We start from the raw sequence: 24,345 nt of genomic DNA on the forward strand, positions 1-24,345 counted from the left end.
ACCTCCCCCGGCAGCGACGCAATCGCGACGACGTAAGGAAGCGACCATGACCGTTCTGTTCCCCTCCCCTCTCACCGGCCCCGACGCGATGCCCGACGCCTGGGACGGTTTCACCCCCGGCCCGTGGCAGGACGGCATCGACGTCCGCGGGTTCATCCAGGCCAACTACACGCCCTACACCGGTGACGCCGGCTTCCTCGCCGGCCCCACCGAGCGCACCAAGCGAGTGTGGCAGCGGATCGTCGACATGTTCCCGGCCGAGCGCGAACGCGGCGTCTACGACGTCGACGCCCTCACCCCCGCCGGCATCACCGCCCACGCCCCGGGCTACATCGCCGAGGACGACGAGCTGATCGTGGGCCTGCAGACCGACGCTCCCCTCAAGCGCGCGATCATGCCGTACGGCGGGTGGCGCATGGTCAAGGGCGCGCTGGAGACCTACGGGTACGACGTCGACCCGGGCCTGGAGAAGATCTTCACGACGTACCGCAAGACCCACAACGACGGCGTCTTCGACGTGTACCCGCCGGCGGTCCGCCGCGCACGCAGTAGCCACATCATCACGGGGCTTCCGGATGCCTATGGTCGCGGCCGCATCATCGGCGACTACCGCCGCGTCGCGCTGTACGGCACCGACGGCCTCATCGCCGCGAAGAAGACCGAGCGCGCCGAGCTGGACATGCACTTCTCGACCGAGGACATCATCCGCCAGCGCGAGGAGAACGCCGAGCAGATCCGGGCGCTGCAGGAGCTCGCCCAGATGGCAGCGAGCTACGGCTACGACATCACCCGCCCCGCCTCGACGGCCCGCGAGGCCGTGCAGTGGCTCTACTTCGCCTACCTCGGCGCGGTGAAGGAGCAGAACGGCGCGGCGATGAGCTTCGGGCGCAACACCGCGTTCCTGGACATCTTCATCGAGCGCGACCTCGCCCGCGGCATCCTGGCCGAAGAGGACGTGCAGGAGCTCATCGACGACCTCGTCATCAAGCTGCGGATCGTTCGGTTCCTGCGTACCCCCGAGTACGACGCGCTGTTCTCCGGCGACCCCACCTGGGTCACCGAGTCGATCGGCGGCACCGGCGAAGACGGACGCACGCTGGTCACCAAGACTGCCTTCCGCTTCCTGCAGACCCTCTACAACCTCGGCCCCGCGCCGGAGCCGAACCTGACGGTGCTGTGGAGCAACGACCTGCCCCAGGGGTTCAAGGAGTTCTGCGCCCGCGTGTCGATCGACACCTCGTCGATCCAGTACGAATCCGACGCCCACATCCGCTCGCTCTGCGGCGACGACGCGGCCATCGCGTGCTGCGTGTCCCCCATGACCGTCGGCAAGCAGATGCAGTTCTTCGGCGCCCGCGTCAACCTCGCCAAGACCCTGCTGTACGCCGTCAACGGTGGCCGCGACGAGGTGAGCGGCAAGCAGATCGCGCCGGTCATGCCCGCCGTGGCCGGTGACGTGCTGGACTACGCCGACGTGCGGGCCAAGTTCCGCGTCATGATGGAGTGGCTCGCCGAGACGTACGTCGATGCGCTCAACTGCATCCACTACATGCACGACAAGTACGCCTACGAGCGTCTCGAGATGGCGCTGCACGACCGGGATGTCCTGCGCACCATGGCCTGCGGCATCGCCGGGCTCTCGGTCGCGGCCGACTCGCTGTCGGCGATCAAGTACGCCACGGTCCACCCCGTGCGCGACGAGACCGGCCTCGTGGTCGACTACACCGTCGAAGGCGAGTACCCCTGCTTCGGCAACGACGACGACCGCGTCGACGACATCGCCCGGGAGCTCGTCACCGAGTTCATGGAGATGCTCCGCCGGCACGAGACGTACCGCGGCGCCGTGCACACGCAGTCGGTGCTGACGATCACGTCCAACGTCGTGTACGGCAAGAAGACGGGCAACACCCCCGACGGCCGCCGTGCCGGTCAGCCGTTCGCCCCGGGCGCCAACCCGATGAACGGACGAGACACCCACGGCATGCTGGCCGCGGCGCTGTCCGTCGCCAAGCTCCCCTTCGAGCAGGCGCAGGACGGCATCTCGCTCACCACCACGGTCGTGCCGTCGGGTCTCGGACGCACCGAGTCCGAGCGTGTGCAGAGCCTGGTCGGTCTGCTCGATGCCCAGATGATCTCCGGCGGCTTCCACCTCAACGTCAACGTGCTCACGCGCGAGACGCTCGAGGATGCCATGGCGCACCCGGAGGACTACCCCCAGCTGACCATCCGTGTCTCCGGATACGCGGTCAACTTCGTGCGCCTGACCCGCGAGCAGCAGCTCGACGTGATCAGCCGCACGTTCCACACGGGAATCTGACTCCCGTGTCCGACATCCTGGTGCCGGCACCGAACGTCACACGCCCTGACTCCGACGGACATCACGCCCGCCTCGAAGCCATGCGGACGGGTCGCGTCGCGAGCGTGCATTCCTGGGAGCTCGTCACTTCCGTGGACGGTCCCGGCACCAGGATGACGCTCTTCCTCGCCGGCTGTCCGCTGCGCTGCCAGTACTGCCACAACCCCGACACCTGGCAGCAGCGCGACGGCGCCAAGACCGACATCGACGACATCCTGGCGCGCCTGCGCCGGTACCTGCCGGTGTTCCAGGCCACCGGAGGTGGACTCACCATCTCCGGCGGCGAGCCCATGCAGCAGCCGGCATTCGTGACGCGACTGGCCGCGGAGGCGTCGAAGCTCGGCATCCATGTCGCTCTCGACACCTCCGGCAACCTCGGGCGCAACGCCTCCGACGCCCTGCTGAAGGATCTGGACCTGGTGCTGCTGGACGTGAAGTCGGGCCTGCCCGACCTCTACCGCGAGGTCACCGGGCGGGAGCTCAAGCCGACGCTCGACTTCGGCGACCGGCTGGCCGCCCACGGGGTGCCGGTGTGGATCCGCTTCGTGCTGGTACCAGGGCTCACCGACTCCCCCGAAAACATCGAGGCGGTCGCCGAGATCGTCTCGCGCTGGCCGAACGTCGCCCGCGTCGAGGTGCTGCCGTTCCACCAGATGGGCACGTCCAAGTGGGAGCGCCTGGACATCCCCTATCCGCTGGCGGACACCCAGCCGCCCGAGGCGGATGCCGTCGAGGCGGCCCGCGAGCACTTCCGCGCCCGGGGCCTGGTCACCTACTGAGCGCGATCATCCGGTCCGCCGTGCGGCGCGCCCATTCTTCGGCGTCCGCGAGGCTCTCGCGGGTGAGGGTGTCCGGCGCCTCGTGCGCGTCCACGACGCGCTGCACGGTGTCCAGGATGCCGGTGAACCCGAGCGCTCCGTCGTGGAACGCGTCGACGGCCTGCTCGTTGGCGGCATTGAACACCGCCGGGTAGGTCCCGCGCGCCCTGCCCACCTGCTTGGCCAGCGCGACCGCGGGGAACGCCTGCTCGTCCAGCGGCTCGAACGTCCACGTCGACGCGGTCGTCCAATCCAGCGGACGGCCGACGCCGGAGATCCGATGCGGCCAATCGAGCCCCAGTGAGATCGGAAGCCGCATGTCCGGCGGCGATGCTTGCGCGATGGTGGATCCATCGACGAACTCCACCATCGAGTGCACGATCGACTGCGGGTGCACCACGACGTCGATGTCGGCGTAGTCGACACCGAACAGCAGGTGCGCCTCGATGACCTCCAGGCCCTTGTTCACGAGCGTGGCGGAGTTGGTGGTGACCATCCGGCCCATGTCCCAGGTGGGGTGGGCGAGCGCCTCGGCCGGGGTGACGGATGCCAGCTGGTCGCGGGTGCGACCCCGGAACGGTCCGCCCGACGCGGTCAGGACCAGCCGGCGCACCTCCCCTGGCTCCCCCGAGCGCAGCGCCTGCGCGATCGCAGAGTGCTCGGAGTCCACCGGGACGATCTGACCGGGAGCCGCCAGCGCGGTGACGAGGTCGCCGCCGACGATCAGCGATTCCTTGTTGGCCAGCGCCAGCGTGCGGCCCGCTTCCAGCGCGGCGATCGTGGGGCCGAGGCCTACCGATCCGGTGATGCCGTTGACCACCACATCGGCTTCGACGTCGCGCACGAGCTGCTCGGCTTCGACCGCGCCCAGCGCGGTGTGCTCGACGTGGAACTCCGCCGCCTGCCGGTCCAGCGCATCGCGCTGGGACCCGGCCGACAGGCCGACGACCTCGAACCGACCGGGGTTGGCGCGGATGACGTCCAGCGCCTGGGTGCCGATGGAGCCGGTGGAACCGAGAATGAGGACGCGACGCACGCGACTCAGCCTACGGTCACGCCGCGGGGGCGTGCTGCGTGGCCAGGATGTCGATGACGAAGACGAGGGTCTTCCCCGCCAGTTCGTGGTCGCTGCTGCCGGCCTCGCCATAGCCGAGCGCCGGCGGGATCACGACGAGAACCTGTGAGCCGACCGGCTGACCCGCCAGCGCCTGCACGAACCCCTCGACGAACTGGTTGCCGGGGGTGGAGTAGGGGGCGCCGCGGCTCCACGACGAGTCGAACGACTCGCCGGTCTCCCAGTCGACGCCGTAGTAGTGCAGCAGCGTGGTGTCACCGGCGGCGACGGCGGGGCCGTCACCCTTCTTCAACACCGAGATCTGCAGGTCTGTCGGCGCGGTGGCTTCGGGGATCGTCACCGTGGGGGCACCGTCGTCGGCGAGCTCCACGGCAGGCATCCCGTCGACGGGTTCCTGCTCGTCGCCCCATGCGGCGCCGGGCGCGACGTCGAGCAGGTCGAGCACGTACACCTGCGCCCCGGTGCCGCTTGCCTGGTCGGCGGGCAGGGTGACGGCGACGCGAGTGCCGACGGTGGCGCAGCCGAGGAACTGGCCGAGACCTGTGCCGGCACCGATCTGCTGCGGCAGGATCTCCGCCTCGGCGTAGCCGACTGCACCGAGTTCTGTGGCGGTCTCGGCATCCACGCCCACGAACGCAACGTGCGCGAAGTCACCCTCGGCGACCTCGTCGCCGTCGCCTTCGACCAGCACCGAACTCTGGATCCCTTCGATCTCCAGCGGGGCGGAGAAGGTGACCTTGGGCGCCTCGCCCACTGCACCATCGGCCGTCACCGCGTCCGATGCCGCGCCCGAGGGCAGCTTCGCATCGCAGAGTTCACCGGCGCTGGGAGAGGCGGTGTCCGTGGTGTCCGTGGGCTGCGGCGAGCCGGTGCAACCGGCGAACAGGACCACCGAAACGGCGGCAGCGGACAGGGCGACGAGTGGGCGGAAGCGCACGGGGATCCTCACGGCGGGTGACAACGGACTCCCCCATCTTGTCGCACTCCGCTCCCGGGCGCCTGGGAACGGGCCCATACCGCCATGCCCGGGCACGCATGCGAACGGGAGTAACCTCGTTGAGTGACTGTCCAGCAGCCTGCGCCCGACGAGCAGACGAGCGACTCCGCACCCGTACCGGGCATCGGAGCCGCCTACGTCATCGGGCGGTGGGTGCTCGCTCCGCTCATGCGCATGTTCTACCGCCCCCGGATCGAGGGACGAAAGAATGTGCCGCGCAAGGGCCCGGTGATCCTCGCGAGCAATCACCTGTCGTTCATCGACTCGTTCGTGATCCCGATGGCATCCCCCCGCGCAGTGCGATTCCTGGCCAAGGCCAGCTACTTCGACGGCAAGGGCATCAAGGGCTGGTTCTCCCGCGAGTTCTTCTACGCCCTCGGCGCCTTCCCGGTCCAGCGAGGTGCCGGCCAGGCGGCACTGGACGCCCTGGACCAGCAGAAGCGCATGCTCGAGGCCGGCGCGGCAACGGCGCTGTACCCCGAAGGCACCCGTTCGCTGGACGGACGCCTGTACAAGGGACGCACCGGCGTGGCCTTCCTCGCACTGCAGACCGGCGCCCCCGTGGTCCCGGTGGGCCTGGTCGGCACGAACGAGATCATGCCGGTGGGCGCGAAGTTCCCGCGGCTGCGCCCGCGCGTGACCGTGCGCTTCGGCGAGCCGATCGACCTGTCCCACCACGGCCCGGCGACCTCAGGCCGCGCGCGACGGCTCGCCACGGACGAGATCATGGCGGCCATCCATGCGCTGTCCGGTCAGGAGCTCGCGAACGCCTACAACGAGGCGCCGGCGCAGAACCCCGTCGAGCGCATCAAGCAGGTCCTGCCGCACGAGCGCCGCTGAAGCGGGCCGCCGCGTCAGCCTGCGACGTCGATGACCGGCTCGTGCCGCACCGGGAAGTTCACCGAGTTCGCGATGAAGCACCACTGGTGCGCCTGCGTGTGCGCCTCGCGCGCGGCATCCACCATCGACGCATCCGCGACGGTCACCTGCGGTCGCAGCACGACCTCGCGGAACGCTCCCCCGCCACGGCCGTCCTCCACCATGACCCCGGTCGCCGCGTCGCGGTAACCGGTGACGATGACCCCCGCCTGGACGCAGGCGTGCAGGTACGAAAGCAGATGGCACTCCGACAGCGCCGCAACGAGCAGATCCTCCGGGTTCCACTTGTCCCGGTCGCCACGGAAGGGCTTGTCGGCGGATGCCGCCAACGCCGGTTTCCCGTCGATCGTGATCGTGACCGACCGGTCGTAGTCGCGGTACCCGCTGGTGCCGGTGCCGCGGTCGCCGGTCCACTGCGTCTGCACCTGGTAGGTGTGCTCGCCGAACATGCCGTCAGTCTGGCACGCGGGCTGCGGGGCTGAGCGCCGGTAGGCTGGAGGTGTGCCGCAGACGTTCTCCGCCAAGGATGCCGTGGAGCTCGCTGTCGTCGAGCGCAGTGGCTTCGTCGAGTCGCGACACACCGGCAGCGCCGTGGTGCTCGCCCCCGATGGCTCGGTGCGCACCGCGCTGGGAGACATCGACACCGCGATCCTCCCCCGCTCCACCCTGAAGCCGCTGCAGGCACTTGCGTGCCTCACCGCCGGAGCCGACCTCGACGGCGAGAGCCTGGGTCTTGCCACCGCGAGCCACGCCGGCACCGACCGCCACGTCGACGTCGTCCGCGGCATCCTGCACCGCGCCGGTGTCGGCGAGGACGACCTCGGCTGCCCGCCCGCGTGGCCGGGCGACACCGCGACGCGCGATGAGCTCGTCCGGGAACTGGGCGCACCCTCGCGCATCCGCATGAACTGCTCCGGCAAGCACGCCGCGATGATGCTGGCGTGCGCCGTCAACGGGTGGGACACCGCGACGTATCTCGACGTGAACCACCCACTGCAGATGCACATCCGCGAGGTCATCGAACGCCTCAGCGGCACGAAGGTGTCCATCACCGCGGTCGACGGGTGCGGGGCGCCCGTCTACGGCATGACCCTGGCGGCGCTCGCGCGCGGTATCCAGCGCATCGTCACCTCGTCCGAACGCTCCCCCTTCGCCCTGCACCGCCACGCGGCCACGCTCGTCCGCGCGGTGAAGGAGAACCCGTGGACGATCGACGGCGAGGGGCGACCCGACTCCGTCGTCATCGACAAACTCGACGTGTTCGCCAAGACCGGCGCCGAAGGCGTACTGGTCATGGCCGCCCCCGACGGCACGACCGTGGCGCTGAAAGTGCTCGACGGCAGCTCGCGGGCGGCGACCGTCGTCGCCCTCACACTGCTGGTGCGTGCCGGCGCCCTGCCCGCGGGGCAGGTCGCGCAGGTGCTCGGTGCGCTCCCGCTGACAGTCAGCGGCGGCGGCAAAGACGTCGGAGCCATCCGCCCGACGGTGTAGCGGCGCCCACACCCCGGGCGCGGAAAAGGAGCGATCAGTGAGGATCTGCGTACCAGCCGAGGTCAAGAACAACGAGTACCGGGTGGCGTTGACCCCCGCCGGGGTGCACGACCTCGTCGCCTCCGGACACGAGGTGTTCGTGCAGACCGGCGCCGGCAACGGATCATCGATGACGGATGCCGAATACCTCGCCGCCGGTGCGACGCTTCTCGACGACCCGGCGGAGGTGTGGGCCCGGGCCGAGCTGCTGCTGAAGGTGAAGGAGCCGATCGCCAGCGAATACGGGTACTTCCGCGAGGACCTGGTGCTGTTCACCTACCTGCACCTGGCCGCGGACCGGCCACTGACCGAGCGGCTCGTCGCCGCCGGGGTGACGGCGATCGCCTATGAGACGGTGCAGCTGCCCAGCGGCACGCTGCCGCTGCTGGCGCCCATGAGCGAGGTCGCCGGGCGCCTGGCGCCGATGGTGGGATCGTCGACGCTGATGCGCTCGGCGGGTGGTCTCGGGCTGCTGATGTCCGGGGTGCCCGGCACCCGGCCCGCCCGGGTCACGATCATCGGCGGCGGGGTCGCCGGCGCCAACGCGGCGTACCTGTCGGCCGGCATGGGCGCGGACGTCACGATCTTCGACACCAACGTGCAACGGCTGCGGTTCCTCGACGACCACTTCCAGGGACGGGTGAAGACCGCGGCATCCAACCCGCTCGACCTCGATGCCGCCGTGGTGTCGTCCGATCTGGTGATCGGGTCGGTGCTCATCCCGGGGGCGAAGGCGCCCAAGCTGGTGACCAATGCGATGGTCGCGCGGATGCGGCCCGGGTCGGTGCTCGTGGACATCGCCGTCGACCAGGGCGGCTGCTTCGAGGACACCCGTCCCACGACCCACGCCGACCCCACTTTCACGGTGCACGGCAGCGTCTTCTACTGCGTCGCGAACATGCCGGGAGCCGTACCGAACACCTCGACGTCGGCACTGACCAACGCGACCATGCCTTATATCCGCCGCATCGTGGCACTGGGCTGGCAGGAGGCCATGCGCGCCGATTCCGCGCTCGCGGAGGGGCTGAACACCCACGCCGGCGCCGTCGTCAACGCCGGGGTGGCCACCGCGCATGCCCTGCCACTCGCACCGCTGGCAGGCGCCCTGGCCTGACCGCTCCGGCGGGCGGCGGGCGCCGGCCTCCTGGCGACAGGGAACGACGGACGCCGACGGATGCCCGGCTTCAGAGTTCCTTGATGCCCCAGGGCGAGCCGTAGCCGCCGGGCGCGGGCGCGGCGAGCAGGTCGAGGAACGGGCGGGCGTCGAACGACTCCGGCCCCCGCACCCCGGCACCGGACCACACGCCCGCGGCGAGCAGTTCCAGGGCGATCACCGGGTTCAGCGCGGTCTGCCACACCACGGCCTGCGAGTTGTACTCCCGCATCGTCTGCTCGTTGTCGGCTACGTGGTAGAGATACGTCGACCGCGGCTGCCCGTCCTTGCCGGTACCGGTGACCCACACCCCGGCGCAGGTCTTTCCCGTCATCCTGTCGCCGAGGGTCGCCGGGTCAGGCAGGGCCGCGGCCACGACATCGCGCGGGGACACCTGCACGCCCTTCACCGCGATCGGCTCGGTGCGGTCCAGTCCCACCTTGTGCAGTACCTGCAGCACCTGGATGAACCCGTCCCCCAGTCCGTACTTGAACGTCACCCGCTTCGCCTTGGTCCACCGCGGCATCAGCAGCACTTCCTCGTGCTCGACGTTGACGCACTCCACCGGGCCGATGCCCTCGGGAAAGTCGAACACCTCCGGCTCGCTGAACGGTGCCGTGGTGTACCAGCCGCGGTCGCGCTCGAAGATCACCGGCGGGTTCAGGCATTCCTCGATCGTGGTCCAGATCGAGAACGACGGCGCGAAGTCGTACCCCGCCACGACGAGGTTCGCGCCATCCCGCACGCCCAACTCGTCGATCTCGTCGAACAGCTCGTCCTCGGCGTAACGGGCGAAGACATCGGACAGCCCCGGCTCCACGCCGATGCCCACCAGCGCCAGCAGCCCGGCGTCGGCCCAGCGCTGCTCCTGCGCGAACTGCTCGTCGCCGAGCTTGACCCCCGGCAGCTCGTGGGGCTTATCGGCGTGGGGCCGCGACAGGCTCATGGCCATGTCGAGGTAGGTGGCCCCCGCCGCAAAGCAGCCGTCGAAGATCGGCATGACGAACCGCGGATCAACCGCGTTGAGCACGTGGGTCGCGCCGTGGGTGCGGATGAGGGATGCCACCGAGTCGGCATCCGAAGCGTCGACCTGCGCCGCCGCGAGGCGACCGTCGCCCAGGTCGTCCACGAGCGCCTGCGGCCGGGCGGGGTCGTAATCGGCGATGACGAGGGCGTCGAAGAAGTCCCGGCGCACCGCGATGCGGGCGGCGGCGGAGCCGACACCGCCGGCGCCGATGATGAGGATGCGCATGATGCGATCAGGCCAGTCCGCCGTCGACCGAGCGGCCATAGTCGGCGGGATCCTCAGGGACGAGGACGGGCGTGTCGCGATTGAGGCTCTCACCGCGGAAGAAGGGCTTGGCGCGGGGGAAGGCGTACCAGATCAGCATGAGCACGATACCGAACGCCAGCGAGCCCACGCCGATCACGAACGTCCCGCCGATGCCCCACACCACGGTGTAGCCGTAGTCGACATCCCACATGTCGATTGCGGAGCGGACGAACGCCCACGTGAGCATGGCGGCACCCAGCAGGGGCAGGAGGCCTCGGTAGAAGAACGAGCGCGCCGACGTGAACAGCTCGCGGCGGAAGTACCAGACGCACGAGTACCCGGTGATGGCGTAATAGAACGCGATCGCGAGCCCGAGGGAGAGGATCGAGTCCTGCAGGATGTTGTCGCTGATCAGCGACATGCACACGTAGTAGACGGACGCGACGACCCCCATCACCAGGGTGGAGAAGGACGGCGTCTTGTAGGTCGGGTGCACGGCAGCGAACCGGCGCGGCAGCGCCTTGTAGGCGGCCATCGCGAGGGTGCCGCGGGCGGTGGGCAGGATCGTGGTCTGGGTGGAGGAGACGGCCGAGACCAGCACGGCGACGACGAGCAGCCAACCGACGGGCCCGAGCAGGCCGTCTTTGATCGCAAGGAAGAAGTCGTCGGCGTTGGCCTCGTTACCCAGGCCCGACCCGGCCTCCCCGATGCCGGCGTACATCATGGCGGCGACGGTGACACCGACGTAAGTCACCAGCAGGATGACGGTCGTCAGCAGCGCGGCCCGGCCCGGGATGTGCTTGGGGTCCTTGGTCTCCTCGTTCAGCGCCAGGCAGGTGTCCCAGCCCCAGTAGATGAACAGTGCCAGCAGCACCGCCTCGGCGAAGCCGGATTCGTTGAACGCGCCGGTGTCGGTGACGAACGCGAGCGGGTTGAACCAGGCCCAGTCGAACGCGGTCGGCGCCGGCGCGGTGCCGGCGAAGTAGTGCCACAGCGCCGCGACGACGAAGATCGCCAGCACGAGGTACTGCAGCCCCAGCAGCACGTTCTGGATGCGTTCGCCGATCTCCACACCCCGCCAGCTGACCCAGGTCATCGCGGCGATGAACGCCACGGCCACCAGCATGATGCGCCAGTCGTTGTTCTCGAACTCCAGACCCAGCAGCGACCAGAAGTAGATCGACGCGATCTGGGCGAGATTGGCGAGCACGACCATCCCGGCCACGGCGACACCCCACCCGCCCAGCCACCCCACCCAGGGGCCGAAGGCCTTCGTCCCCCACGTGAACGTCGTGCCGCAGTCGGGTACGGCGTTGTTGAGCTCGCGGTAGGCGAAGGCGATGAACAGCATCGGGATGAACGCGAGCACGAAGGCGATCGGCGCTTGCCCGCCCACCGCGAGCACGACCCAGCCGAGGGTCGCCACCAGCGAGTAGACGGGCGCGGTGGAGGCCAGTCCGATGACCGTTGAGCCCCACAGACCGAGTGTTCCTGCTGCGAGGCCCTTGCCGTCGGGTCGGCTGAGATCGATGGGCGTCGTCGTCACAGAGCCGAAAGTATGCCCGCCGCCCGGTCGCGTCAAGTCGCGGCCCGCTCATTCCAGACGCACGCGCCGGGCGGCCGATGTGGCGTCCCACACCCACGCCCGCGCGCGGGCCGGTGCCGCATAGGGCGGCAGCGTGCGCGACCCGGTCACCGCACGCACCTCCCCGGCGCAGGCGGCGTCGATGACGAGCGTCCCCGAACCGCGCATCGCCTGCAGGGTGCGCCATTCGCGCAGCCAGATCTCCGCCTCGCCCCACAGCACCGCCGGCCCGGCTTCGGGCACCGGGGATCCGGAGCCGGCATGCTGTCCGAGCTCGCGCACGTAGATGCCCGCGGCGGCCCATCGCACACGCACCGCACGGGCGGCGGGCGAGGCGGGCGCCACCACAGCGGTGAGCCCCGCCGGTTCGAACAGCGGCACCGGTGGCGGCGGGGGCTCGGCGGGGCCTGCGGCGAGCGCGAACTGCACCGTGACGCCGTCCAGAGTGCCGCGCCCCGGCGGCAGGTCACGGCGGTGCGCCGATGCCTCCCCGCCCGCCGCGACGTGATCCGCGCGGGTGGGCAGTGCCAGCAGCGCCCGCCGGGGCAGCAGCGGCGCCAGGCGGCCGGCGAGGCCGGTGGGGCGTTGCGCGGTGGCGATGACGCGGATGCCGCGCCGGCCGCAGTCACGTGCGAGGGCTTCGACGCGGTCGACGATCAACGCCTGGTGGTCGGGTCCGAACGGAGCCACCAGGGCGTCGACGTCGTCCAGCAGCACGAGCGTTCCCGGCGGCAGGCCGCTGAATGCGTCGATCGTGTCCCAGGCGGCTTCCGGGTCACGCGGCACCGTGACGGTGCGTGCCGGGTCGTGCTGCGCGGCCGCCGCCCACAGCACGCCGGTCTTGCCCGACGCAGGTCCTCCCACCACGAGCAGGCCGCGATCGGCGGGCAGCAGCGCGACTGCCCGCTGCCGCTGCCGCTGCGGCTCATCCGCGAGGCCGAGCAGGAGCGTGCCCCCGCCCGGGTCCGCCGACGCGGTCAGCGACGCCAGCGGCAGCACGGCCGGCAGTTCCGGCAACCAGGGCCGTCGCGGCGGCGGGCCGGCGGCGGCGGCGGCGAGAGCGGCGAGGGTCGGCGGCGAGCACACCGCGACGCGCACGGTGCGCGGGACGCGGTCGGCGGCCCGGCGCACCAGCGCGAGCCCGCGGGCGGCCGGGTCGCCTGGTAGCGACGCCGCGTCGTCGGTGCCGATGACCAATCGCGAGTCGGCGGCATCCGTCACCCGCAGGCAGATGCGCAGCGGACAGTTCGCCAGCAACGCGTCACGGAACACCCCGCCGGCGCGCTGTCCGGCCAGGATCAGGTGCATGCCCAGGGCGCGCCCGCGCGCGGCGATGTCGGCGAACACGTCGTGCAGACCCGGCTGCGTCCCCACCAGGGCGGCGTATTCGTCCACGACGATCACGAGCCTGGGCAGCGCGCCCGCCGCCTCATCGACGTCGCGCGCGCCGCGGTCGGCGAGCACCCGCTCCCGATGGCGCAGCTCCGCCCGAAGGCTCTCGATCGCGCGGTGCGCGGTCGCCTCGTCGAGGTCCGTGAGCACACCGGTGACGTGCGGCAGCGCGGCCAGCCGGTCAAAGGCACGGCCGCCCTTGAAGTCGGCGAGGAGGAACGCCACCTGCGCGGTCGTGTGCGTGGCGCACAGTCCCGCGATCCACGTGGCGAGCAGCTCGCTCTTCCCTGCTCCTGTGACGCCGGTGACCACCGCATGCGGGCCGTCCACGACGAGATCCACCACGACCGGTTCGCCGCCGTCGCGCCCGATGATCGCCGGAAGGGTGCCCGGTGCGGCCGCGGGCACCAGCGGGAGCAGGTCGGCCAGGTCCCCCGACGGGGTGGGGGCGCCGCCGGCCACCTGGCCGGCGCGGGTGTCGAGCGCATCGGCGATCGCGGCCGCCTGTGCCCTCCCCACCGGCTCCACCGTCACGTCGCGGGCAAGACCCCCGTGGTCCAGCCGCGCGGTGGTCAGGCCGGTGAGGGTGAGCACGGCCGCGCAGCGCGGCGGTGGCGGGGTCCCCGGCGCCACGACGGCGACGAGGGCGTCGACGCCGCGCTCGATTGCCTCTCCGGGAGTGTGCAGCTGCACCGCCATGCCGGTCAGCGCCTGCCGCTGCGGCAGAGCGGCGCTCCAGCCGCCGTCGGTGGCGGCGGCACCCACGACGCGCACATCGCCTGGTGGGGACGTCAGACACAGCTGCAGCACGAGCCCGCGCGCGACGGCCGCCGCGGCGACCGGCGGGCCCACGACGGCGATGCCCGCGGCGGCGGGCACCGTCAGCGGCGCGTCGGCGAGCACGGCCGCTCGTGCCCGCAGCGCCGCATCGGCGCGGGTGGTGCCGCCGCCGACACGCACCGCGCTGGTCCGCTCCCCCACGCCGACCACGAGGTGGCCCGGCCGCCCCGGCACGGTGCGCCAGATCTCCTGCGGCGCCGCGAGGTAGGCGGCCACGTCGGGGTGGATGCCGTGCAGCCGCGCCCGCTCTCCGGCGTGACGGGCCTCGAGGGCGTCGATCGTCTCGGCGCGGGCGCGTTCATGGCGCTGCCGTGCGCGGCGGCGGTCGCGGCGGGCCGAGCGCAGGCCGTCCAGCGCCGCACCCCCCGCCAGCAGCGGTCCGAGCGCGGCGAACCACAGCGAGAACACCGACCCGGTCACCGCCCACAACCCGACCGCTGCCGCGACGGGCAGCAGTGCCGAGACCACAGGCAGTGCCGGCCGCGGCGCGGGCTCCGCGGCAACCGGCAGCGTCAGCGGTTCGTCGGCGACGGGGTCGGTGGCGGCCATGCTCCCAGCACACCGCACCCGGCGCCTGCCCGCAGCGCCGGATCGGCCCAGTGCGGATGCTGCGAATCAGTCGGAGGCTGTGGAGGACGCTGCGCCGTTCGCGTCGTCCTGCGGCGGCACCGTCTGGATCACGTGGGTCGCGGCGGTCTGCGGCCGTTCGGCGGTATCGCCGTCGATGTCGTCGACGAACAGCTCCGAGGTGAGCACGATGATCGAGATGTTGTCGCGACCGCCGTTCTCGACGGCAGCGCGCAGCATGGCATCCACCGCCTCGGCGGGGTCGGCGTGCTCCAGGAGGAAGTGCAGGATGCCGTAGTCGGTCAGTTCCTTGGTGAGCCCGTCGCTGCAGATGACGAAGCGGTCGCCGTCGACGATGTCCAGGCGCACGTAATCGGGCGTGACGCTCTCGGTGGGGCCGACGGCCCGGGTGATGACGTTGCCGTAGGGGTGGTTCTCGGCCTCTTCCGGGCTCAGCCGGCCCGCGGAGACGAGTTCCTGCACGACCGAGTGGTCCGTCGTGATCTGCATGAGGCTCTCGTCGCGCATGAGATACACCCGCGAGTCGCCGATGTTGAGCGTGACCCAGGTGGCCTCGTCGCCGGAGACGTCCAGGAACACGCCGGTCACCGTCGTGCCGGTGCCGTCGTCGGTGGCTCCGGGATGCTTGGCGATGTCCTCGACGGCGCGGGAGAGGGCCTTCTCGATGGCCTTGGTCGAGACGGTGTCCTTCTCGGCCACGGTGGTCAGTCGCTCAATCGTCCGCGCACTGGCGATCTCGCCGCCGATGTGACCGCCCATGCCGTCGGCGACGATGAACAGCGGGTAGTGGGCGAGCAGCGCGTCCTGGTTGACCTCACGGCGGCGGCCGACGTCGGTGACCGCGGCCCACGACAGCGTCAGCTCCCCACCGGGCACCGCGACGACGCGCGTCTGGGTGGTGGCCTCGGGCACGCTTGCAGCCTTCCCGTGTCAGCGGATGCGCTCCGGAAAAGGAACGCGTTTCACATCCTAGTGGACAGCCTCGACACCGCTCGGTGCGCCGTCATCGTCCAGCGGCGCCTCGAACTGCGCGTTGTACAGCCGCCAGTAGGCGTTCTGGGCCGCCAGCAGCTCGTCGTGGGTCCCCTGTTCGACGATCGCGCCCTGCTCCATGACGAGGATGAGGTCGGCGTCGCGGATCGTGGAGAGCCGGTGCGCGATGACGAACGAGGTGCGGTCCTGGCGCAGCCGCGACATGGCCCGCTGGATGAGCAACTCGGTGCGGGTGTCCACCGAACTCGTGGCCTCGTCGAGAATCAGCAGTCGCGGGTCGGCCAGGAATGCCCGTGCGATCGTCACCAGCTGCCGCTCCCCCACGCTGAGGTTCGTCGCCTCATCGTCCAGCAGGGTGTCATAGCCGTCCGGGAGGGCGTGCACGAACCGGTCCACGTACGCCGCGGAGGCGGCATCCACCATCTCCTGCTCGCTGGCGTCGGGGCGGCCGTAGAGGATGTTCTCGCGGACCGTGCCGGCGAACAGCCACGTGTCCTGCAGCACCATTCCGGTGCGCGACCGCAGATCGTCGCGCGTCATCGCCCGGATGTCGAGCCCGTCCAGCGTGATCCGGCCGGCGTCGATGTCGTAGAAGCGCATGATGAGGTTCACCAGCGTCGTCTTGCCCGCCCCGGTCGGCCCGACGATGGCGACGGTGCTCCCGGGCCGCGCCGACAGGTCGAGGCCCTCGATGAGCGGCTTGTCGGCGGTGTAGCGGAACGACACCGCCTCGAAGTCGAGGTCGCTGGCCTGCTCGTCCACGGTCTGGGCCGGATCGGGGTCGGGGCTCTGCTCCTGCTCGTCGAGCAGCTCGAACACCCGCTCGGCGCTGGCGACGCCCGATTGCAGCAGGTTCGCCATCGACCCCAGCTGACTCAGCGGCTGGGTGAACTGGCGCGAGTACTGGATGAAGGCCTGCACGTCGCCGATGGACAGCCGCCCCCCTGCCACCTGCAGTCCGCCGACGACGGCGATGCCGACGTACACGAGGTTTCCGACGAACATCATCGCGGGCATGATGATGCCGGAGAGGAACTGTGCGCCGAAGGTGGCTCGGTACACCTCCTCGTTCTCGGCTCGGAAGTCCTCCTCCACCTCTCGCTGGTGACCGAACACCTTCACGATCGAGTGGCCGGAGAACGTCTCCTCGACGCGCGCGTTGAGCACGCCGGTGGCCGTCCACTGCGCGACGAAGAGCCGCTGCGAGCGACGGGCGATGAGCACCGTGATGACGATCGTGAGCGGAATCGTCACCAGCGCGATCAGCGCGAGCAGCGGCGAGATGACGAACATCATGATCAGCACGCCCACGACCGTCAGCAGCGACACGATCACCTGGGACAGCGTCTGCTGCATGGTCTGGCCGATGTTGTCGACGTCGTTGGTCACCCGGCTGAGCAGTTCGCCTCGTTGCACCCGGTCGAAGTACGACAGCGGCAGGCGGTGGATCTTGTCCTCGACCTGCATGCGCAGCCGATGCATCGCCCGCTGCACGATGCCGTTGAGGATCCGCGCCTGCAGCCAGCCGAAGACAGCCGAGAACAGGTACACCGCCAGCACTGCGGCCAGGATCCACGCGAGACGGTCGAAATCGATTCCCGCCCCCGGCACGAAGTCCATCGCGGCGAGCATGTCGGCCTGCTCCTGGTCGCCGGCCGCGATGAGGCCGTCAACCACCTGCTGCTGGGTGGCACCGGCGGGTGCCTGCAGTGAGATGAATCCCGCGAAGACGACGTTCGTGCCCTCGCCGAGTATCTTCGGGCCGGTCACCGACAGCGCGACACTCAGCACTCCCAGCAGCAGCACGGCGATCAGCTGCGGCATGTCCACCCGCAGCATCCCGGACAGGCGCTTCGCGCTGGGGCCGAAGTTCTGCGCCTTCTGCACGGGCAGGGCGAGTGCGCCGGGGCCGCGCGGGCCGGGGCCGCTCATGCCGCCGGGGCCGCGGGGACCGGGGCCGCTCATGCCGCCTCCGCTGCGAGCTGGGAACCGACGATCTCGCGGTACGTCTGGCACGTCTCGAGGAGTTCGTCATGCCTGCCGATGCCGACGATGCGGCCGTGTTCGAGCACGATGATCTGATCGGCGCCCTGGATCGTGGAGACCCGCTGTGCGACGACCAGCCGGGTCGTGTCGGGGAGCTGCTCGTCCAGCGCCCGACGCAGCGCCGCATCGGTGCGCAGATCCAGCGCCGAGAACGAGTCGTCGAAGATCTGGATGCTGGGGTTCTTCACCAGTGCCCGCGCTATCGCCAAGCGCTGGCGCTGCCCGCCGGAGACGTTGGTGCCGCCCTGTGCGATGGGGGCGGCGAGCTGCTCGGGCATGGCCTGCACGAAGTCCCTCGCCTGCGCCAGTTCCAGCGCCTGCCACAGTTCGTCGTCGGTGGCCTCGGCGTTGCCGTAGCGCAGGTTGGACGCGACGGTCCCGGAGAACAGGAACGCCCGCTGCGGCACGAGCCCGATCCGTTTCCACAGGTCGTCGGGATCGTACGCACGCACGTCGACCCCATCGACCCTGACTGCGCCGCCGGTGGCATCGAACAGCCGCGGGACGAGGCCGACGAGGGTGGATTTGCCCGATCCGGTCGATCCGATGATCGCCGTCGTCGTACCGGGGGCAACGGTGAAGGTGAGGTCGTGCAGCACCGCCTCATCCGCGCCCGGGTAGGCGAAGTCGACGTGGTCGAAGTCGATCCGCCCCGACGCCGGCGGCACCGGGTCCGCGGCGGCGGGCGCCTTCACCGACGGTTCCGCGTCGAGCACGTCGCCGATGCGGGTCGCGCACACGGCGGCTCGCGGGATCATCACGAACATGAAGGTGGCCATCATGACGCCCATGAGGATCTGCATCATGTAGTTCAAGAACGCGAACAGCGTGCCGACCTGCACTCCGGCATCCTGCACCTGCCCGGCGCCGAACCAGATCACCGCGACGCTGGACAGGTTCATCACCAGCATGACGGCGGGGAACATCAGCGCCATGAGGTTTCCGGCTCGCAGCCCCGTGTCCATGACGTCTTCGCTGGCGCGGGAGAACCGGTCGTGCTCCTGGCGTTCGCGCACGAACGCGCGGATGACGCGGATGCCGGTGAGCTGTTCGCGCAGGATCTGGTTGACGCGGTCGATGCGCTGCTGCATCTGCGTGAACGCCGGCACCATGCGCACGACGATGAGTCCCACGATCACCAGCAGCAGCGGCACCGATACCGCCATCAGCCAGGACAGCCCGGCATCCTGGCGGACCGCCATGATCACCCCGCCGATGGCGAGCATGGGGGCGGAGATCATCAGCGTGGCCGACACCTGCACCAGCATCTGCACCTGCTGGACGTCGTTGGTGTTGCGGGTGATGAGCGACGGCGCCCCGAACTGCCCCACTTCGCGCTGCGAGAAGGCCACAACGCGGTGGAACAGGTCGGCGCGCAGGTCGCGCCCGACGGCGGTGGCCAGGCGCGACCCGAACCAGACGGCGATGATGGCGCACACGATCTGCACGGCGCTGGCCACGAGCATGATGCCGCCGGTGGACCAGATCACCTCGATGTCGCCGGTGACCACGCCCTTGTCGATGATGTCGGCGTTGAGGGTGGGCAGCATGAGGGATGCCACCGACTGCGCCAGCTGGAACACCACGACGGCGACGATGAGCGGCCACATCGGCGTGGCGTACCGCACCAGAAGCTTCCCGAGCACGGGCGTTCCTTTCCGCGCCGAGCACGACGCACGGGATCCGACGCTACGCCAGCGTCACATCCTCTGCCAGAGAGCCGACGAGCGCCCGGTGCGCCCTCGGCGAACGCGCCTCACACGCGCGCAGCGGGGTCCTCGACCAGCGGGAACAGCGCGTCGATCGCGGCGAGGTCGTCGGCACTCGGCGACCAGGCGCTGGCTGCCGCTGCGTTGGCGCGCACCTGCTCGGGGGTCGTTGCGCCGGCGATGACGCTGGACAGCGCGGGCCGGGCCAGCAGCCAGCCGTATGTGGCCTCGAGCATCGTGATGCCGCGTGCGTCGCAGAACGCCCGGTATTCCTCCAGCGCGTCCCACGGGGCGTCGTCGTACACGTGCCGGCGCTGCCGCATGATGCGGGTGTCGGTGGGCGCAGCGTCGCGGGAGAACTTGCCGGTGAGCAGCCCGTTGTGAAGCGGGAAGTACGGGAAGAACCCCAGCCCGAAGCGCTCGACCGCCGGCAGCACGTCGCGCTCGGCGGCGCGGGCCAGCAGGCTGTAATGGTTCTGCGCCGAGATGAACGGCACGCCGTGGCGCCCGCGCGCGACGAAGTCGGCCTCGGCGATCTGCCAGCCGGTCAGGTTGGAGTGCCCGATGTAGCGCACCTTGCCCTCGCGGACAAGGTCGCCGAGCGCATCGAGGGTCTCCTCGATCGGCGTGCCGGGATCGGGGGTGTGCAGTTGGTACAGATCGATCCAGTCGGTCTGCAGCCGCCGCAGCGACCCCTCAACTGCCCGGCGGATGTAGGAGCGGGACCCCTTCGCGTCTGCCGGCAGCCCCGTCATCGCGAAGCCGGCATGGCCGAACTTGGTCGCCAGCACCACCTCGTCGCGGCGGGAACCCAGCGCCTGCCCCATCAGCGTCTCGGACAGGCCGGGTTGCTTGCCGTACATGTCCGCGGTGTCCAGGAACGTGATGCCCGCGTCGATCGCGGCATCCAGCACCGCACGCGTTCCCTCCAGGGTCTCGGTGGCGGTGCCTGCCCGCCCGAAGTTGTTGCAGCCGAGGCCGGCAGCGGAGACGACGAGGCCGGACGAGCCGACGCGGCGCGATGCGAGAGCGGTCATGCCCCCACGCTAGCGCGCACACAAGAGCCCTCCGCGCGGGCGGAGGGCTCTTGTGGTGGTGTGACTACTGCTTCGGAGGCTCCGTGGCAGCAGGCGGCTCGGTCGTCGGCGGCTCGGTCGGCGGCTGGGGAGCGGCAGGCGGCTCCGTGGGCGGCGTGGTGGGCGCTGCCGGCGGCTGGTAGGGCGGCGGCTGAGTGGCCGCGGGCGGCTGGTAGCCGGCGGGCGCCTGGTAAGCCGCCGGCGGCTGGTAGCCGGCCGGAGCTGCCGGCGGCTGGTAGCCGGCCGGAGCTGCCGGCGGCTGGTAGCCGGCGGGAGCTGCCGGCGGCTGGTAGCCGGTCGGCTGCTGCGGGTAGCCCGGGTAGCCGGGGGCTGCCGGGTAACCGCCGACCGCGGTCTGCGCCGGGATCCCCGCCCACACGGTGGTGTCCTTGAGGAACGAGTTCGCCCAGGGCGCCGGCGGGACGGCGAGGTTCCAACGGGACTTGTCGAAGGCGACGATGCCGAACCACACGATCGTCAGGAAGATGTACAGCACGAGCCAGACCGGCTCCTTCTGCAGCTTGAGACCGACGCGGTAGGCCGCGAGCACGGTGTAGACGCTGGCGGCGACCAGGAACAGCCAGCCGATGCCGACGCCGGACAGCACGCCACCGGCGACCCAGGCGATCAGCAGCCACCACGGGTTCAGATCGCCCAGCTTGGCGAAGATCATGGTGTTGTAGACGGGCACCCAGGCGCGCCACTTGCCCTGAACCCCTGCCTTGTCGAACAGCTTCATCATGAACAGCGACGTCAGGACGTAGCCGGCGATGCCGAACAGCAGCCAGATGAAGCCGAATACGGCGATGAGCGCGAGCATACCGCCGTCTGTGTCGTAGGGACTCATGGTCGACCTCCGTCGAGATGTGGCGCCTACGGCGCCAGCGGGACAAGTGTCCTGCGGTCACATGCTAGCGAGGCGCGCGCCCCCCCATGCGACGCCGCGCTAGCCTGGCGCCAGCCACCGACGAACCAGGAGAGCCCGATGAGCGACGCCGAACTGCCACCCGTGCCCCCGCGCCCCACCCAGCCCGCCGCCGCTGCGGCGGCTCAAGCATCCACCAGGCCGACCGGCACGGCAGGCTACGACCCGGCAGCCGACCCCGACGACACCGGCGTGCCGACGTCCGCCGCAGCCCCCGCCGACGCGGGCCGCGGCTTCCTTCGCGCCCTGTTCGACATCTCGTTCCGCACGTTCATCACGCGCCGGCTCGCAAGCGCGTTCTACGTGGTGGGGCTGATCGCCATCGCGATCGGCTTCGTGTACTACTTCCTCAGCGGCCTGATCCTGGGCATCGGCATGCTCGTGCCGCCGTTCGTCAACGTCGGCGGCGGCGTGGCGCTGATCGTCTCCACGCTGATCGTGGTGCCGATCGCCGCGTTCCTGGCCGTCGTCGTGCTGCGGTTCGCAATCGAGGCGGTCGTCGCACTCATCGCGATCGCGGAGAACACCCAGCGCACCGCGGAGCACCTGGGGCGTTAGGCGAACAGCTCCAGCTCGCCGGTGCCGCCGCCGGCTCCTGTCCGAAGTCCCGCGTCCTGCGCCCAGCGCAGGAAACCCGCGCGGGAGGCGATCCGCGGCCGGTCCAGCGCGAGGCGGCGGACGAGGTCGCCCTTCGCACGCTTGTTGAAGTGGTTCAGCGCCCGCACGGTGCCGTCGGCGCCGGCGGACACGACACGCACGTACGCGCTGTCGACCCCGGCGGGCACCGGACCGAGCGCGACGTAGGCCTCGGACCGCAGATCGAGCACGAACGACGGCGCGGCATCCGCGAGCGCGGCCGACACCGGCACCGCCCACACGCGCCGCAGCGCCGGCAGCCCGGGGAGCGAGGCCTGCGCACCCAGCCGGTAGGCGGGGATCGGGTCCAGCGCGGAAACCGGGCCGAAGGGTGCCGAGTGGATGAGCACGTGTGCGCCCAGCCAGCGCCGGGCGGGTCCGTCGAGGGATGCCGCATCGAGCGCGTCGTACAGCACGCCGGTGTAACGGTCGATCGCGGGCATGGCCGCAGAGGTGCACAGGCCGGCGTTGACGGCCACCTCGCCGCGCTGCCTCGCGCTGAGCTTGAGCACGCGCGCCGCGGTGTCCTCGTCGGCCGACAGGGCGATGAGCGCATCGGCCACCGCAGCGCGCTGGGATGCCAGCTGCGGCAGGGCGAGCGTGGCGGCCTCCATCGGCGCACCGTCGCCGCCTGCCCGCTTGGTCTCCGAGGGTGGCAGCAGGATCAGCATGCGGCAGCCCGATCCGCGGGAGAACGCACGAATGCACCGAAGAGCATGCTCATTCGGTGCATTCGTGCGGTGACAGCGGTCAGGAGACCATTGCGGCGTGGCCGGCCACGATGGAAAGGTCGTCGCCCTCCATCGAGAGGAAGCCCTCGCGCGCGTCAACGACGATCTTGGTGCCATCGACGGTCGTGATGCGCACCTGGCCTTCGGCCAGCATCGCGAGCACAGGCTCGTGGCCGGTCATGAAGCCGATCTCACCCTCGACGGTCTTGGCCACGACGAGGCTCGCCTCACCTGCCCAGACCTCCGCCTCAGCGGAGACGAGACTGACGGTCAGCGCCATGTCAGCCGTTCTCCTTCTGGATCTGCGCCCACTTCTCTTCGACGTCGGAGATGCCGCCGACGTTGAAGAAGGCCTGCTCGGCCACGTGGTCGAAGTCGCCCTTGACGATCGCGCCGAACGACTCGATGGTCTCCTTGATCGGGACCGTGGAGCCCTCGACGCCGGTGAACTTCTTGGCCATGTAGGTGTTCTGCGAGAGGAACTGCTGGATGCGGCGGGCGCGCGAGACGACCACCTTGTCCTCTTCCGACAGCTCGTCGACACCGAGGATCGCGATGATCTCCTGCAGTTCCTTGTTCTTCTGGAGGATCTGCTTGACCGCCGTGGCCACGCGGTAGTGCTCGTCCCCGATGTAGCGGGGGTCGAGGATGCGGCTGGTCGAGGTGAGCGGGTCGACGGCGGGGTACAGACCCTTCGACGCGATCTCACGCGACAGCTCGGTCGTCGCGTCCAGGTGGGCGAAGGTCGTCGCCGGGGCCGGGTCGGTGTAGTCGTCGGCGGGGACGTAGATCGCCTGGAGCGAGGTGATCGAGTGACCGCGCGTGGAGGTGATGCGCTCCTGGAGCACACCCATCTCGTCGGCGAGGTTCGGCTGGTAGCCCACGGCCGAGGGCATGCGGCCCAGCAGCGTGGACACCTCGGAGCCTGCCTGCGTGAAGCGGAAGATGTTGTCGATGAACAACAGCACGTCCTGCTTCTGCACGTCGCGGAAGTACTCCGCCATCGTCAGCGCGGACAGGGCCACGCGCAGACGCGTCCCCGGCGGCTCGTCCATCTGGCCGAACACGAGGGCGGTCTTCTCGAAGACGCCGGCTTCTTCCATCTCGTGGATGAGGTCGTTGCCCTCACGGGTGCGCTCGCCGACACCGGCGAACACCGACACACCGCCGTGGTCCTGCGCGACGCGCTGGATCATCTCCTGGATGAGGACGGTCTTGCCGACACCGGCGCCGCCGAACAGGCCGATCTTTCCACCCAGCACATACGGGGTGAGCAGGTCGATGACCTTGATGCCGGTCTCGAACATCGTGGTCTTCGACTCGAGCTGGTCGAAGTTCGGCGCCTTGCGGTGGATGCCCCAGCGCTCGGTGACCTCGATCTTCTCGCCGGGTGCGCCGTTGAGCACGTCACCGGTGACGTTGAAGACCTTGCCCTTGGTGACGTCGCCGACGGGGACCGTGATGGGCCCGCCGGTGTCGCGCACCTCCTGGCCGCGGACGAGGCCGTCGGTGGGCTTGAGGGCGATGGCGCGAATCAGGTCGTCGCCGAGGTGCTGAGCGACCTCGAGCGTGATCTCGTTCGATTCGTCGCCGATCGTGATCGTGGTCTTCAGCATGTTGTAGACCGGCGGAATCGAGTCGTGCGGGAACTCGATGTCCACGACCGGGCCGGTGACGCGCGCGACGCGGCCGGTGACCGTGGTGGCCTCGGGTGCGGTGAGAGTCATTGTCTTCTCTTTCGGT

General features: G+C 70.3%; 20 protein-coding genes. 6 read left to right on the forward strand and 14 right to left on the reverse strand.

Annotation, left to right across the window (positions count from 1 at the left end; translation table 11 throughout):
- Positions 1-46: 46 nt before the first annotated feature.
- Positions 47-2,317 carry a formate C-acetyltransferase gene (pflB, locus tag NQ151_RS15585; protein WP_257528653.1) on the forward strand — a complete coding sequence of 757 codons (2,271 nt, stop codon included), beginning with the start codon at positions 47-49 and terminating at the stop codon, positions 2,315-2,317.
- A gap of 14 nt (positions 2,318-2,331) precedes the next feature.
- Positions 2,332-3,135, forward strand: a complete 804-nt coding sequence (pflA, locus tag NQ151_RS15590; RefSeq protein ID WP_257509542.1) for a pyruvate formate-lyase-activating protein — start codon at positions 2,332-2,334, stop codon at positions 3,133-3,135.
- On the opposite strand, the gene dxr is transcribed toward pflA, so the two are convergent.
- Positions 3,125-4,210: a 1-deoxy-D-xylulose-5-phosphate reductoisomerase gene (gene dxr, locus NQ151_RS15595; RefSeq protein ID WP_257528654.1), complete on the reverse strand. Its 1,086-nt coding sequence runs from the start codon at positions 4,208-4,210 to the stop codon at positions 3,125-3,127. The two genes, pflA and dxr, sit on opposite strands and share 11 nt — an antisense overlap.
- A gap of 16 nt (positions 4,211-4,226) precedes the next feature.
- Entirely contained in the window at positions 4,227-5,186 is a 960-nt protein-coding gene (locus tag NQ151_RS15600; RefSeq protein ID WP_257528655.1) for an FKBP-type peptidyl-prolyl cis-trans isomerase, read from the reverse strand.
- 228 nt (positions 5,187-5,414) lie between these two features.
- On the opposite strand from NQ151_RS15600, the gene NQ151_RS15605 reads away from it, so the two are divergent.
- Entirely contained in the window at positions 5,415-6,086 is a 672-nt protein-coding gene (locus NQ151_RS15605; protein WP_257509541.1) for a lysophospholipid acyltransferase family protein, read from the forward strand.
- A 14-nt stretch (positions 6,087-6,100) separates the two neighbouring features.
- Here the strand turns inward: NQ151_RS15605 and NQ151_RS15610 are convergent, their stop codons facing one another.
- Positions 6,101-6,574: an OsmC family protein gene (locus NQ151_RS15610; protein WP_257509502.1), complete on the reverse strand. Its 474-nt coding sequence runs from the start codon at positions 6,572-6,574 to the stop codon at positions 6,101-6,103.
- A gap of 52 nt (positions 6,575-6,626) precedes the next feature.
- On the opposite strand from NQ151_RS15610, the gene NQ151_RS15615 reads away from it, so the two are divergent.
- The gene (locus NQ151_RS15615; RefSeq protein ID WP_257509501.1) at positions 6,627-7,616 is read left to right on the forward strand and encodes an asparaginase; all 990 of its coding nucleotides are present in this window, start codon (positions 6,627-6,629) and stop codon (positions 7,614-7,616) included.
- Between the two features lie 37 nt (positions 7,617-7,653).
- Positions 7,654-8,769, forward strand: coding sequence for an alanine dehydrogenase (gene ald, locus NQ151_RS15620; RefSeq protein WP_257509500.1), 1,116 nt, complete (start codon positions 7,654-7,656; stop codon positions 8,767-8,769).
- Positions 8,770-8,839: 70 nt separating this feature from the next.
- On the opposite strand, the gene NQ151_RS15625 is transcribed toward ald, so the two are convergent.
- From NQ151_RS15625 to NQ151_RS15660, 8 genes are all read right to left on the reverse strand, one after another.
- Entirely contained in the window at positions 8,840-10,060 is a 1,221-nt protein-coding gene (locus tag NQ151_RS15625; protein ID WP_257528671.1) for a saccharopine dehydrogenase family protein, read from the reverse strand.
- Between the two features lie 7 nt (positions 10,061-10,067).
- Positions 10,068-11,627, reverse strand: coding sequence for an APC family permease (locus tag NQ151_RS15630; RefSeq protein ID WP_257528656.1), 1,560 nt, complete (start codon positions 11,625-11,627; stop codon positions 10,068-10,070).
- Between the two features lie 48 nt (positions 11,628-11,675).
- Positions 11,676-14,447 carry an FtsK/SpoIIIE domain-containing protein gene (locus NQ151_RS15635; protein WP_257528657.1) on the reverse strand — a complete coding sequence of 924 codons (2,772 nt, stop codon included), beginning with the start codon at positions 14,445-14,447 and terminating at the stop codon, positions 11,676-11,678.
- Positions 14,448-14,513: 66 nt separating this feature from the next.
- On the reverse strand, positions 14,514-15,398 hold the full coding sequence (locus tag NQ151_RS15640; protein WP_257509497.1) for a PP2C family protein-serine/threonine phosphatase: 885 nt from the start codon (positions 15,396-15,398) through the stop codon (positions 14,514-14,516).
- Positions 15,399-15,455: 57 nt separating this feature from the next.
- Positions 15,456-17,444: an ABC transporter ATP-binding protein gene (locus tag NQ151_RS15645; RefSeq protein ID WP_257528658.1), complete on the reverse strand. Its 1,989-nt coding sequence runs from the start codon at positions 17,442-17,444 to the stop codon at positions 15,456-15,458.
- A complete protein-coding gene (locus NQ151_RS15650) occupies positions 17,441-19,171 on the reverse strand; it encodes an ABC transporter ATP-binding protein (RefSeq protein ID WP_257528659.1) in 1,731 nt (576 codons plus the stop codon). Before NQ151_RS15650 ends, NQ151_RS15645 begins: the two co-directional genes overlap by 4 nt.
- Positions 19,172-19,281: 110 nt before the next feature.
- Complete coding sequence (locus NQ151_RS15655; RefSeq protein WP_257528660.1) at positions 19,282-20,271, reverse strand: aldo/keto reductase; 990 nt, start codon at positions 20,269-20,271, stop codon at positions 19,282-19,284.
- A 64-nt stretch (positions 20,272-20,335) separates the two neighbouring features.
- Positions 20,336-21,157 (reverse strand): large exoprotein, encoded by an 822-nt coding sequence (locus tag NQ151_RS15660; RefSeq protein WP_257528661.1) that lies wholly within the window; start codon positions 21,155-21,157, stop codon positions 20,336-20,338.
- Positions 21,158-21,295: 138 nt separating this feature from the next.
- Between NQ151_RS15660 and NQ151_RS15665 the strand changes: the two genes are divergently transcribed.
- Positions 21,296-21,793 (forward strand): DUF4282 domain-containing protein, encoded by a 498-nt coding sequence (locus tag NQ151_RS15665; protein ID WP_257528662.1) that lies wholly within the window; start codon positions 21,296-21,298, stop codon positions 21,791-21,793.
- On the opposite strand, the gene NQ151_RS15670 is transcribed toward NQ151_RS15665, so the two are convergent.
- The 3 genes from NQ151_RS15670 to atpD form a co-directional block, all read right to left on the reverse strand.
- The gene (locus NQ151_RS15670) at positions 21,790-22,542 is read right to left on the reverse strand and encodes a YaaA family protein (RefSeq protein WP_257528663.1); all 753 of its coding nucleotides are present in this window, start codon (positions 22,540-22,542) and stop codon (positions 21,790-21,792) included. The genes NQ151_RS15665 and NQ151_RS15670 overlap by 4 nt on opposite strands.
- 79 nt (positions 22,543-22,621) lie before the next feature.
- A complete protein-coding gene (locus NQ151_RS15675) occupies positions 22,622-22,882 on the reverse strand; it encodes a F0F1 ATP synthase subunit epsilon (protein ID WP_257509490.1) in 261 nt (86 codons plus the stop codon).
- Position 22,883: 1 nt separating this feature from the next.
- On the reverse strand, positions 22,884-24,329 hold the full coding sequence (gene atpD / locus NQ151_RS15680) for a F0F1 ATP synthase subunit beta (protein WP_257509489.1): 1,446 nt from the start codon (positions 24,327-24,329) through the stop codon (positions 22,884-22,886).
- Positions 24,330-24,345: the final 16 nt, after the last annotated feature.

The sequence above is a fragment of the Microbacterium sp. zg-YB36 genome (genome assembly GCF_024623575.2).
Classification (GTDB): domain Bacteria; phylum Actinomycetota; class Actinomycetes; order Actinomycetales; family Microbacteriaceae; genus Microbacterium.